The following is a 12,020-nucleotide window of genomic DNA, read 5'->3' as shown; positions in this document are numbered from 1 at the left end:
GAGCAAACGTCATCTATCCACTTCCATCCCCAGTCTCCACAGGTGGGGTCAGATCTGTGAACAACGCCACCGCGTGTCATCCACAGTTATCCACAGGCTTTCCACACTGTGGGAATCTCGCCGCCTGGAACCGTCTCAGATGGTGGACATGTCGGTGTTCACACTGATCAGGAGGCGAGTCGCGTGCATGCGGGATGTCGCTGACGCGACGAAAGACGGACGGGAGGCACGGCGTGCGCCCGCACCGTTCCTCCCGTCCGTCGTCCGGTCGCGTCGTCGACGCGAGCCACGCGGTCAGCGGTAGCGGCGGTCCTGCTTGATCCGGCTGGTGAGTTCGGTGACCTGGTTGTAGATCGACCGACGCTCCTTCATCAGCTCCGTGATCTTCTTGTTCGCGTACATGACCGTCGTGTGGTCGCGGTTGCCGAACAGCTGCCCGATCTTCGGCAGCGACAGGCTCGTCATCTCGCGGCAGAGGTACATCGCGATCTGCCGCGCGGTGGCGATCGCCTGCGACCGCGACGACCCGTAGAGGTCGTCCACGGAGAGCTTGAAGTACTCCGCGGTGTGGTTGATGATGTCCGTCGGCGCGATCACGTTGTCGTCGTCGAGCGTGATGAGGTCCTTGAGCACGGTCTGCACGAGCGTCATGTCGACGGCCGTCCGGTTCAGGCTCGCGAACGCGGTGACGCGGATGAGCGTCCCCTCGAGCTCCCGGATGTTGCTCGACACCTTCGACGCCATGAACTCGAGGATGTCGTCGGGCACCTGCAGGTGGTCGGACTGCGCCTTCTTGCGGAGGATCGCGATGCGGGTCTCGAGGTCCGGCGCCTGCACGTCGGTGATCAGGCCCCACTCGAACCGCGACCGCATCCGGTCCTCGAACCCGGTGAGGTGCTTGGGTGCGACGTCCGACGTGATCACGACCTGCTTGTTGTGGTCGTGGAGGGTGTTGAACGTGTGGAAGAAGGCCTCCTGCGTGGAGTCCTTGCCCTGGAGGAACTGGATGTCGTCGATCAGCAGGATGTCGATGTCGCGGTACCGCTGCTGGAACTGGTTCGAGCGGTTGTTCGCGATCGAGTTGATGAAGTCGTTCGTGAACTCCTCGCTGGACACGTACCGCACCCGGATCCCCGGGTAGAGGCTCTCGGCGTAGTGGCCGATCGCGTGCAGGAGGTGGGTCTTGCCGAGGCCGGAGTCGCCGTAGATGAAGAGCGGGTTGTAGGCCTTCGCCGGCGCCTCGGCGACGGCGACCGCGGCGGCGTGCGCGAACCGGTTCGAGGAGCCGATGACGAAGTTGTCGAAGTTGTACTTCGGGTTGAGCCGGGACTCGGGGCGGCCGCCGGTGCCCGGGGAGTCGATCTGGCTCGGGACGAACGGTGCCTCGATGTACTGGCGGGGCGCGGCGCTCTGCTCGACGGTCGCCTGGGACGGCTCGGCGTACTCGGGGACGTGCGTGGCCGCCGGGGTGTCGACGCGCGGTTCCGAGGCCATGTCCGGGTTGACCGTGATCGCGAAGTTGGCCACCGCGTCGTCACCGATCCGGCCGATCGCCTCGGTGATCGGGATGCGGATGCGCTGTTCGAGCATGCCGCGGGTGAGGTCGTTCGGCACCTCGAGGTAGAGGGTGCCGGCGAGCACGCCCTTCGGCTCGACGAGGTTGAGGAAGCCGTGCAGCTGCGGCGTGATCCGGTCGTCCTCGGCGAGGATCCCGAGCACGGAGGACCAGAGGTCCTCGACGGGGTCGGCCGGCATCGTCATGTCGCGCTCGTCTCCAGGTTCGTTGGTGCTCGTGTCCGGTGGTGGTCGTGGTTCGTCCGGTTCGGTGCCGCTCCCGGTCCGCCGGGCGCGCGCGGTGAGGCACCCCCGGCTTCCGATCGGTCGTGGACGGCGTCGGCGACGTCGTCGGCACCGGATCAGCGGACACCGGGCGGAACCGTTCGGCCCACAGGGTTGTCCACAGCCTTGTCCACGACCGCCAGGCGACGTCTCGAGGGGGTACTCCCCTGTCGTACCGCGCCACGGACGGATCGATCACACCACTGTACGGGACCACGGCGCGTCGCACCGAACCGAAGTTTTCCCCAATGTGGAGAATCGTGGTGCGCGCCGCCGCGACGGCCGTCGTTTGACCTGCCCGCCGCTGTCACGTACCGTTAACCAGTTGACTGCGGCCGGATGGTCGCGCCCGTTACGCGTCGGCCGGTGCTCCGGTCGGCACCACACATACATACGTGACGGCTCGCTCCGAGCCCCGCTCCGTGCGGGGAACCGGTGCAGCCGCGTGGAGATCATCATGAGCAAGCGCACCTTCCAGCCGAACAACCGCCGCCGCGCCAAGAAGCACGGCTTCCGCGCCCGCATGCGGACCCGTGCCGGCCGCGCCATCCTCGCCGCGCGCCGCGCCAAGGGCCGCACCGAGCTCAGCGCCTGATCGAGCAGCGCCTGATCGACCAGCGCCCGACCTCCCGTCGACCGGTCCGCTCGCGGACTGCTCGCCGGTAGCGAGCATGCTGGCCCGCGCCAACCGGATCGTCCGCGGGGACGACTACCGGTCCGTCGTGCGCCGTGGACGCAAGAGCGCCACGGCGCACGTCGTCGTATCCGTGGTCCGTCACCCCGGGGCGACCGGTCCGACGCGGTTCGGGTTCATCGTCGCGAAGACCGTGGGCAACGCCGTGACCCGCAACCTGGTGCGCCGCCGGCTCAAGGCGATCGCGCACGGACTGCTCGTGGACGTGCCGGTCGGGCACGACGTGGTGATCCGCGCACTGCCAGCCGCTGCGCAGGCCGGATGGCCTACCCTGCTCGAAGACGTTTCGCGCTCGTTCGCGCGCGGAGTGGAGAAGGCAGCATGAACCGCAGTCCGCTGACCCGGGTCGCCTGGGTCGTCGCGTTGCTCCCGCGCAACGCGTGCGTGCTGGTGCTGCGTGCCTACCGGGCCGTCATCTCCCCGCTCTACGGCAACGTCTGCCGGTACCACCCGTCGTGCTCCCGGTACGCGTTGGAGGCGATCCAGCAGTACGGGGTCGTCGCCGGCTCGGCCATGGGCGCGTGGCGCATCGTCCGCTGCAACCCCTGGGCAGCGGGCGGCATCGACGACGTCCCGGAACGGCGTCGTTCCTACGCCGTCAACCGGTTCGGCTTCGTCACCGGCCCCACGGCCGACCCCCACACCCAGCAGCACCAGCAGACCGCGGTCACCCCGCCGCTGCTGCACCCCCAGCGCACTCGAAAGGCGTGACCGCTCCCCATGGAACTCTTCAACGCGATCGGGAACATCCTGTGGCCGCTCAAGTGGGTGGTCTCGGCCATCCTCGTCGGCTTCCACTGGATCTTCGAGCAGCTGGGCATGGACCCGGGCGCCGGCATCACCTGGGTGCTGTCGATCATCTTCCTGACCTTCGTGGTGCGCGCGGCGCTGATCCCCATCTTCGTGCGGCAGATCAAGTCGCAGCGACGGATGCTCGAGGTCGCCCCGCAGCTGAAGAAGATCCAGGACAAGTACAAGGGCAAGAAGGACCAGTTCTCGCGTGAGGCGATGAGCCGCGAGACCATGGCGCTCTACAAGGAGACCGGGACCAACCCGCTGAGTTCCTGCCTGCCGCTGCTCATCCAGATGCCGATCTTCTTCTCGCTGTACTCCGTGCTGCACGAGGCACAGATCAACAAGACGGGCATCGGCCTGCTGACGAACGACCTCGCTCGCTCGTTCGGCGACGCGTCGCTGTTCGGGGCTCCCCTGCACGAGACCTTCACGAACGCCTCCGGGTGGGAGGTCCGGGTCATCGCGGGCTTCATGATCATCGTGATGACGGTCTCGCAGTTCATCACGCAGCTGCAGCTCGTCGCCAAGAACATGTCGCCGGAGACCAAGGAGTCTCCGATGTACCGGCAGCAGCGGATGATGCTCTACATCCTCCCGCTCATCTTCATCATCTCCGGTCTGTCGTTCCCGCTCGGCGTCATGTTCTACTGGCTCGCGTCGAACGTCTGGACCATGGCGCAGCAGTTCTTCGTCATCCGCAGCATGCCGACCCCGGGGTCGGAGGCAGCGCTCGCCCGTGAGGCACGTCTCGCCAAGCGCGCACAGCGCCGTGGCACGCCGGTCCTGGCGGAGGCGGGTGCCGGTGCCGGTGCCGTCGAGGTGGAGCCCGTGCGGGTGAACACGCAGCGCCAGCAGCCGGTCGGCAAGAACCGCGCGAAGAAGAACGGGAAGAAGTAAGTGACGGACGACACCACCACGGCCGCCCCGGTCGAGGACCTCGACAGCATCGAGCAGGACGCCGAGGACGGCCGCGACGAGGCCGACATCGCCGCCGACTACATCGAGGAGCTCCTCGACATCTGCGACCTCGACGGTGACATCGAGATCGAGGAGCGCGGTGGCCGGGTCTACCTGTCCGTCACGGACGACGGCGACGCGCTGCGGGTCCTGGCGAAGCCGGAGACCGTCACGGCGCTCCAGGAGCTCACGCGCATCGCGGTGCAGGCCGAGACGGGCGAGTTCAGCCGTCTGATCCTCGACGTCGGTGGCTCGCGTGACGCCCGCGCGTCCGAGCTGCAGCGGCTCGTCGACACCGCGATCGAGCGGATCGAGGGCGGGTCGTCGTCGGCCGCGCTCCCCCCGATGTCGTCCTACGAGCGGAAGCTCGTGCACGACCTCGTCGCCGAGAAGGGCTTCCACTCGGAGTCCGAGGGCGAGGGCCGGGACCGCCACACCGTCGTCACCCGATGACCGACTCCTTCGCACCCGAGCTCGAACGCGAGCCGGGTGCCGCAGTCACGCTCTTCGGAGACCGTGTCGACCTCGCACGCTCGTTCACGGACCAGCTGGCCCGGCGTGGGGAGGAGCTCGGCCTGATCGGGCCGCTCGAGCTGCCCCGCCTCTGGACGCGACACATCCTCAATTCTGCGCTGTTGGCACCCCTCCTGGAGGAACGTGGCCGGGTCGCCGACGTCGGTTCCGGTGCTGGTCTGCCGGGCTTGGTGCTCGCGATCGCTCGGCCGGACGTGCAGTTCACGCTGATCGAGCCGATGGAGCGGCGCACGGACTGGCTGTCGTCCGAGGCCGAACGTCTCGGGCTGGACAACGTCACGGTGCTCCGCGGTCGGGCGGAGGACGTCGCTGACGAGGTCGTCGTGGACCAGGTGACTGCCCGCGCGGTCAGTGCGCTCTCGAAGCTGATCCCCCTGGTCGTCCCGCTCGTTCGTTCCGGCGGACAGCTCGTGCTCATGAAGGGTGCGCGGGTCGACGAGGAGATCGAGAAGGCACGCAAGGTGATCCTGCGGAAGCGACTCACCGACGTCGAGGTACTGGAACTCGGAACGGGTGTGGTCGAGGAGACCACGCGTGTGTTCCGGGCTACAGTTGACTGACGGCGGCAGCAGCGCTCCGCGTTCCACGTGAAACACTGCACCGGGGAAGAGGGCACTCGTTGAGTTCATCCACCGACTACGACGCGTCGACGCCGCTCGCTCGGGAGATCGCTGATCTCAATCGTCGTCGGCGAGCGATCGCGACGCAGCAGTTCCCCCTGCCGGATTCGACCCGGATCCTGACGGTGTCGAACCAGAAGGGGGGCGTCGGGAAGACCACGACGACCGTGAACCTGGCCGCGGCTCTGGCGCACGGCGGTGCCCGGGTCCTCGTGATCGACCTCGATCCCCAGGGCAACGCGTCGACCGCACTCGGTGTCGACCACCAGGCCGAGGTGGCGAGCATCTACGACGTGATCGTCGACGAAGCCCCCATCGCCGACACCGTGCAGCGGTCCCCCGAGTCGGACACCCTGTGGTGCGTCCCGGCGACGATCCACCTGGCCGGAGCCGAGATCGAGCTCGTGTCGCTGGTGGCTCGTGAGCAACGGCTCCGGACCGCGCTCGATCAGTACCTCGAGTCGCTCGACGAGCCGTACCACTACGTCTTCATCGACTGCCCGCCGTCGCTCGGCCTCTTGACCATCAACGCGTTCGTCGCAGCCCAAGAAGTCCTGATCCCGATCCAGTGCGAGTACTACGCGCTCGAGGGACTCAGCCAGCTGCTGCGGAACATCGAACTGATCGAGCGGCACCTCAACCCGAAGCTCCGGGTGTCGACGATCCTCCTGACGATGTACGACGGGCGGACGAACCTGGCGAACCAGGTGGCCGCCGACGTCCGGGAGCACTTCGGCGACCAGGTCCTGCAGGCGATGATCCCTCGGTCAGTGCGGGTCAGCGAAGCGCCGAGCTACGGGCAGAGCGTCGTCGCGTACGACGTCAACTCCAGCGGGTCGCTCTCCTACCTGGAGGCGGCCGCCGAGATCGCAGCACGAGGAGCACAGAACTGATGGCACCCAAGCGCACCGGGCTCGGCCGAGGCATCGGCGCCCTCATCCCCACCGCAACGGACCAGCAGGACCGGCCCGTCGACGTGTTCTTCCCGACGGGCGGATCGCCGGCGTCGGCTCCGACGGCCGAAGACCTGGTCGCAGTCCCGGGCGCACGTCTGGCGAACCTCAACCCGCTCGACGTCGTGCCCAATGCCCAGCAGCCCCGGAAGGAGTTCCGAGAGGAGGAACTCCAGGAGCTCGTCCACTCGATCCGTGAGATCGGTGTCCTCCAGCCCATCGTCGTCCGGCCGATCGCGGGCGCGAGCGGGACGGAGCCGCAGTACGAGCTGATCATGGGCGAGCGCCGGCTGCGGGCGACGAAGGAGCTCGGCCTGAGCACGATCCCGGCGATCGTGAAGGACACTCCGGACGACGCGATGCTCCGGGACGCGCTGCTGGAGAACCTGCACCGAGCGCAGTTGAACCCGCTCGAAGAGGCTTCGGCCTACCAGCAGCTGCTCGCCGACTTCGGGATCACCCAGGAGCAACTGGCGCAGCGGATCGGGCGCTCCCGTCCCCAGATCACCAACACCATCCGGCTGCTCCGCCTCCCCTCCCCCGTGCAGCGACGCGTGGCGGCCGGCGTGCTCTCCGCTGGGCACGCCCGGGCAATCCTCGCTGCCCCGGACGCCGAGGCCATGGAGTACCTCGCCGAGAAGATCGTCAACGAAGACCTGTCCGTTCGAACGGCTGAGGCGCTTGCGCAGCAACTCGCGGCGAAGACGCCCCCGAAGCAGAAGCCGGCACCCACCAAGCGGCAGGCGCATTTCGACGACCTCGCGGAGCGTCTCGGCGATCGGCTGAACACCCGGGTGAAGATCGCCGTCGGAGCTCGGAAGAGCTCGGTGACGATCGACTTCGCGAACGGCGAGGACCTGAACCGCATCCTCGCGGAGCTCGGGATCAGCGACGTCGCTGGCTGACGGACTGCGACCCGCGGACGACCGCGGCGGGGGAGAGCGCCCGCGAGTGTTTGCGCAGATTCACCGTTTCACGTGGAACCTCTCGGCGGCTGAGACCGGGCGCGCGAACGCTCACTCGTAGCGAGTGGCGAGCCGGTGTTTCACGTGGAACGCCGCAGGTGCCGCAGCTTCCAGACGCCGACGGCAGCGAACAGCGGCTTGACGAGGAGCATCTCACACCAGCGGTGGTCCCGGCCACGGACCAGGCGCTCCGCGAGGTCGGGGCGTTGGTCTCGGAGGTACACTCGTGCCTTCTCCGCGTGCAAGCTGCCCGACGCGAAGACGATCCAGTCCGCGTTGGACACAAGAGGTGCGGTGTTCGCGACGTTCTCCCACGTCGATCGGCTCGTCGTGTCCAGGAGTATCCGACCGGACCATCCGAGGTCGTGCCGGATGTGGTCCCGGAGAAGGACCGCTTCGGGCACAGGACCGCGGACCGCGCCCCCGGAGCAGATGATCGTCGTCGCAGGGCCAACCGAGGCACAGCGAACGGCGACCCGTGCCCGCCAGCGGTTGACCATGTTGGGCCGAGGTCCAACGTTGGCGAAGCCGAGCACCACCACTGCACCACTCTGACCCGGCTTCGGGAACGTTCCGGTGGTTCCGCGGCGCGATGCGCGTGCATGCAGAGCGTCAGAAGCGATGCAGAGTGCGGCGGCAACCGAGGCGAGGATCAGCGCGACGGCAGATGTTCCACGTGGAACACCGCCACGGAGTCCGCGCGAGTGGCTCGATCGCACCGGGTCAGGATGCGTGATCGCGGATGGCCTGCTCGGCCAGCTCCGCGTACGTCCAGCCGAGATCGAACCCGGATGCGCTGAGGGCCTGCGGAACGAGCGAGGTCTCGGTCAGGCCGGGAAGGACGTTGGCCTCGAGGAACCACGGGGTTCCAGCACCGTCGACGATGAGGTCCACGCGCGACAGGTGGCGCAGCCCGAGGGCCCGGTGAGCCGACACTGCGGCGGAGGCCACTGCCTCTGCGTGCGCCGAGCTGAGTCGTGCGGGGGTGTAGAAGGTCGTCTCCCCCGCGTTGTAGCGGGCCTCGAAGCCGTACACGCCCGCCCGCGGCACGATCTCCACCGCAGCCAGGGGCACGGGACCGTCGCCGGTGTCGATGATCCCGACGGCGACCTCGGTCCCCCGGATGAACTGCTCCACGACGACGTCGTCGCAGTAGGTGTAGGCAGCCACCATCGCGCGCGGCAGGTCGTCCACGTCGTCGACCAAGGTGACGCCCTGGGCGCTTCCGCCACGGGCCGGCTTGACCGCGAGCGGCACCGGGTGCTCAGTGGCGATCGCGGCGAGGACGCCCACGGCACCGAGCTCACGGAAGACGTCGTGCGACAGGGTGATCGACCGCGGGGTCCGGACGTCTGCGCGCGCGACGAGCGCGGACGCCGTGGGCTTGTCCCATGCCAACCGGGCCGACGTGGATCGTGAGCCGACGAACGGGATGTCCAGTGCCTCCAGGATGCCGCGCAGCGCGCCGTCCTCGCCGGAGGCTCCGTGCAGCGCCGGCCACACGACGTCGGGGCGGGACTCGGTCAGCGCGGGCAGGAGGGACGCACCAGCGTCGCGCAGGTCGACCTGCCATCCGTACCCGGTGAGCGAGTCGGCGACGCGGCGCCCCGAGCGGAGTGAGATGTCGCGCTCGTGGGAGATGCCCCCCGCGACGACGACGACGTGACGATGGCTGAGCGCGGCCATGCGAGGGGACCTCCGGGAGCGTGAACGTGGAAAGTGCTGATCAGGAGACGTTCGGCGGCGGAGCCATGACCGATCGGCTGTCCCGCACCACGGTGTTCGGGCGGGTGGCCGGGCCGAACGTCTCGAGCAGCTCGAGCTCGTCGTTCACGACGGTCGCGAGCCGCTTGACGCCGACGCGGATCTGCTCGGGGGTCGGGTAGCAGAACGACAGCCGGATGTTGCCGCCACCCCGGCCGTCGGCGTAGAAGGCGGTGCCCGGCGTGTAGGCGACGAGTTCCTTGACGGCGCGCGGGAGCATCCCCTTCGAGTCGAGCGACTCCGGGAGGGTGAGCCAGACGAAGAAGCCGCCGTTCGGGCGGGTCCAGGTGAGGTCTGGCAGGAACTCCCCCAGAGCGGCCAGCATCGCGTCCCTGCGCTCCGCGTAGAGGCCCCGGAAGGTGTCGACCTGTCCCTTCCAGTCTGCGGCGTCCAGGTAGGCGTTCACGACGTACTGACCGAACGAGTTCGGCGCGAGGACCGCGGACTCGTTCGCGAGCACGAGCTTCTCGCGGATCGCGTGGGGAGCAAGGGCCCAGCCGACGCGGAACCCCGGCGCGAGGGTCTTCGAGAACGAGCCGAGGTAGACCACGCCCTCCTCGTCGATGGAGCGGATCGCCTGCGGCGCCGGCTCGTCGAACCAGAGCAGACCGTACGGGTTGTCCTCGAGCACGAGGATGCCGTTCGAGCGGCAGATGTCGAGGACCTCGATGCGACGCTCCCGGCTCATGGTGACGCCGGCCGGGTTGTGGAAGTTCGGGATCGTGTAGAGGAACTTGATCCGCTTGCCCTGGGTGCGGAGGTTCGCGATGGTCTCGCGCAGGGCCTCCGGCACGAGTCCGTGCTCGTCGGTGGTGACGTGCACGGTGTCGGCCTGGTACGAGCGGAACACCCCGATCGCACCGACGTAGGACGGCGACTCGGCGAGGACGACGTCACCCAGGTCGATGAACAGGCGCGTCACGAGGTCGAGGGCGTGCTGCGAACCGGTCGTGACGACGACGTCCTCGGCGCTGGCGCGGATGCCCTCGAGGCTCATCACGTCGACGATGTGCTCACGGAGCGACCGCAGGCCCTGCCCGCCGCCGTACTGCAGCGCCATCGCCGCGTCCTCGGCCATCACCCGGTCGAGCGAGCCCGTGACGAGCTCCCGCGGCAGCGCGGACACGTACGGCATGCCGCCGGCGAGCGAGACCACCTCGGGCCGCGACGCGACGGCGAACAGGGCTCGGACCTCGGAGGCGCTCAGCCCGGCGGTGCGCTGGGCGTAGGAGTCGTACCAGGGGTCGAGGCTGTTGCCGTTCGTCATCGAGTGCTCCGTTCAGTGGGACATTCCCGCCACACTACGACATGTGCTGGGGAAACCCGGGGTCCGATCGCCGACGGGTGGCTCCCGGGGTGAGAGAACGCACCACCCATCGTCCAGGGACACACGAACGCCCCGCCCCCACGAGGGGACGGGGCGTTCTACGGATCGACCTACGCGAGGAACTCGGCCAGGTCGGCCTCGAGCGCGGGCTTCGGCTTGGCGCCGATGACGGTCTTGACGACCTCGCCGCCCTTGAACACCTTCATCGCCGGGATCGACGTGATCTGGTAGTTCATGGCCGACTGCGGGTTGTCGTCGACGTTGAGCTTGACGATCTCGATCTTGTCGGCGTGCTCCGCAGCGATCTGGTCGAGGATCGGCGAGACCGCGCGACACGGACCGCACCACTCGGCCCAGAAGTCGACGAGGATCGTCTTGTCGGACTTCAGGACCTCGTCCGAGAAGGTGGCGTCGGTGACTGCCTTGGCGTTGGACATGTGTGCTCCTTCGTGGATCCCGGTCGCAGCCGAGAAGTCGTTCGGTGGGTACAACGGCTGACGCGTCGTGACATTCCCGGCGGCCGGTCGATCGCTGGCCGCCCGGTCGTCGTCGGCGTCAGGTCGTCGTCGGGGTCAGGCGCGCGCGGCCTCGACGTCGATCGTGGCCGGACCGTCGAGCGAGACGCCCTCGGCCTGGTCGGTCAGCGCGTCGTCGAGCTCGGCGAGGTACTTCTCCGCGTCGAGCGCGGCGACGGTGCCGGAGCCGGCTGCCGTGATCGCCTGGCGGTAGGTCGGGTCGATGACGTCACCCGCGGCGAAGACGCCGGGAAGGTTGGTCTTCGACGAGCGCCCCTGGACGGCGATCGTGCCCTCCGGGGCGATGTCGATCTGGCCGTGGATCAGGTGCGTGCGCGGGTCGTTGCCGATGGCGATGAACAGGCCGTCGAGCTCGAGCGACGAGGTCTCGCCGGTGACGGTGTCACGCAGCTGGACGCCCGTGACGGAGGAGTCGCCGTCGATGCCGGTGACCTCCTTGTTCCACGCGAACTCGATCTTCGGGTCGTTGAACGCCCGGTCCTGCATGATCTTCGACGCACGCAGCGAGTCCTTGCGGTGGATGACCGTCACCTTGTCGGCGAAGCGGGTGAGGAAGGTGGCCTCCTCCATCGCGGAGTCGCCGCCGCCGACGACGGCGATGTTCTTCTGGCGGAAGAAGAAGCCGTCGCAGGTCGCGCACCAGCTGACGCCGTGGCCGGAGAGCCGCTCTTCGTCGGCGAGACCGAGGTGGCGGTACGCCGAACCGGTCGCGTAGATGACGGCGAGGGCCTCGTAGGTCTCACCCGAACCGACCGTGACCTTCTTCACCTGACCGGTGAGGTCGACGGACACGGCGTCGTCGTACAGGACCTCGGCGCCGAACTTCTCGGCCTGTTCCTGCATCTTGATCATCAGGTCGGGGCCCTGGATGCCCTCCGGGAAGCCGGGGAAGTTCTCGACCTCGGTGGTCTTGGTGAGCTCGCCGCCCGTCTCGACGCTCGACGCGACGATCAGGGGCTTGAGTTCCGCCCGCGCGGCGTAGATGCCGGCGGTGAACCCGGCCGGGCCGGAACCGATGATGATGAGCTGGCGCATG

General features: G+C 68.3%; 14 protein-coding genes. 8 read left to right on the top strand and 6 right to left on the bottom strand.

The genetic code is table 11. From position 1 onward, the window contains the following. Positions 1–294: 294 nt before the first annotated feature. Positions 295–1,761: a chromosomal replication initiator protein DnaA gene (gene dnaA, locus Csp2054_RS04295; protein ID WP_096898078.1), complete on the bottom strand. Its 1,467-nt coding sequence runs from the start codon at positions 1,759–1,761 to the stop codon at positions 295–297. Positions 1,762–2,296: 535 nt separating this feature from the next. Between dnaA and rpmH the strand changes: the two genes are divergently transcribed. The 8 genes from rpmH (at position 2,297) to Csp2054_RS04255 (ending at position 7,297) form a co-directional block, all read left to right on the top strand. After that, positions 2,297–2,434: a 50S ribosomal protein L34 gene (rpmH, locus tag Csp2054_RS04290; RefSeq protein ID WP_058724833.1), complete on the top strand. Its 138-nt coding sequence runs from the start codon at positions 2,297–2,299 to the stop codon at positions 2,432–2,434. A 76-nt stretch (positions 2,435–2,510) separates the two neighbouring features. Further along, on the top strand, positions 2,511–2,858 hold the full coding sequence (rnpA, locus tag Csp2054_RS04285; protein ID WP_096898077.1) for a ribonuclease P protein component: 348 nt from the start codon (positions 2,511–2,513) through the stop codon (positions 2,856–2,858). Beyond that, a complete protein-coding gene (yidD, locus tag Csp2054_RS04280; protein ID WP_096898076.1) occupies positions 2,855–3,244 on the top strand; it encodes a membrane protein insertion efficiency factor YidD in 390 nt (129 codons plus the stop codon). The genes rnpA and yidD overlap by 4 nt, the downstream gene beginning before the upstream one ends. A gap of 9 nt (positions 3,245–3,253) precedes the next feature. Then, the gene (gene yidC / locus Csp2054_RS04275) at positions 3,254–4,225 is read left to right on the top strand and encodes a membrane protein insertase YidC (RefSeq protein WP_096898075.1); all 972 of its coding nucleotides are present in this window, start codon (positions 3,254–3,256) and stop codon (positions 4,223–4,225) included. Further along, a complete protein-coding gene (locus Csp2054_RS04270) occupies positions 4,226–4,738 on the top strand; it encodes a protein jag (RefSeq protein WP_096898074.1) in 513 nt (170 codons plus the stop codon). Next, the gene (rsmG, locus tag Csp2054_RS04265; protein ID WP_096898073.1) at positions 4,735–5,379 is read left to right on the top strand and encodes a 16S rRNA (guanine(527)-N(7))-methyltransferase RsmG; all 645 of its coding nucleotides are present in this window, start codon (positions 4,735–4,737) and stop codon (positions 5,377–5,379) included. The genes Csp2054_RS04270 and rsmG overlap by 4 nt, the downstream gene beginning before the upstream one ends. A 35-nt stretch (positions 5,380–5,414) precedes the next feature. Beyond that, positions 5,415–6,332: a ParA family protein gene (locus Csp2054_RS04260; protein ID WP_096898072.1), complete on the top strand. Its 918-nt coding sequence runs from the start codon at positions 5,415–5,417 to the stop codon at positions 6,330–6,332. Further along, positions 6,332–7,297: a ParB/RepB/Spo0J family partition protein gene (locus Csp2054_RS04255; protein ID WP_096898071.1), complete on the top strand. Its 966-nt coding sequence runs from the start codon at positions 6,332–6,334 to the stop codon at positions 7,295–7,297. Before Csp2054_RS04260 ends, Csp2054_RS04255 begins: the two co-directional genes overlap by 1 nt. 140 nt (positions 7,298–7,437) lie before the next feature. On the opposite strand, the gene Csp2054_RS04250 is transcribed toward Csp2054_RS04255, so the two are convergent. From Csp2054_RS04250 to trxB, 5 genes are all read right to left on the bottom strand, one after another. Beyond that, the gene (locus tag Csp2054_RS04250; RefSeq protein ID WP_255252618.1) at positions 7,438–7,893 is read right to left on the bottom strand and encodes a YdcF family protein; all 456 of its coding nucleotides are present in this window, start codon (positions 7,891–7,893) and stop codon (positions 7,438–7,440) included. 187 nt (positions 7,894–8,080) lie between these two features. After that, a complete protein-coding gene (locus Csp2054_RS04245; protein ID WP_096898069.1) occupies positions 8,081–9,043 on the bottom strand; it encodes a D-alanine--D-alanine ligase in 963 nt (320 codons plus the stop codon). 40 nt (positions 9,044–9,083) lie between these two features. Further along, positions 9,084–10,388 (bottom strand): PLP-dependent aminotransferase family protein, encoded by a 1,305-nt coding sequence (locus Csp2054_RS04240; protein ID WP_096898068.1) that lies wholly within the window; start codon positions 10,386–10,388, stop codon positions 9,084–9,086. 170 nt (positions 10,389–10,558) lie between these two features. Beyond that, positions 10,559–10,885, bottom strand: coding sequence for a thioredoxin (gene trxA / locus Csp2054_RS04235; RefSeq protein ID WP_022832611.1), 327 nt, complete (start codon positions 10,883–10,885; stop codon positions 10,559–10,561). 135 nt (positions 10,886–11,020) lie between these two features. Further along, complete coding sequence (gene trxB / locus Csp2054_RS04230; protein WP_096898067.1) at positions 11,021–12,019, bottom strand: thioredoxin-disulfide reductase; 999 nt, start codon at positions 12,017–12,019, stop codon at positions 11,021–11,023. Position 12,020 lies beyond the last annotated feature (1 nt).

Origin of the sequence: Curtobacterium sp. 'Ferrero', from assembly GCF_002412165.1 — a bacterium.
Lineage (GTDB): Bacteria > Actinomycetota > Actinomycetes > Actinomycetales > Microbacteriaceae > Curtobacterium.
Note: the sequence above shows the minus strand (reverse complement) of the source record. Positions and strands in the feature narration are given on the sequence as shown.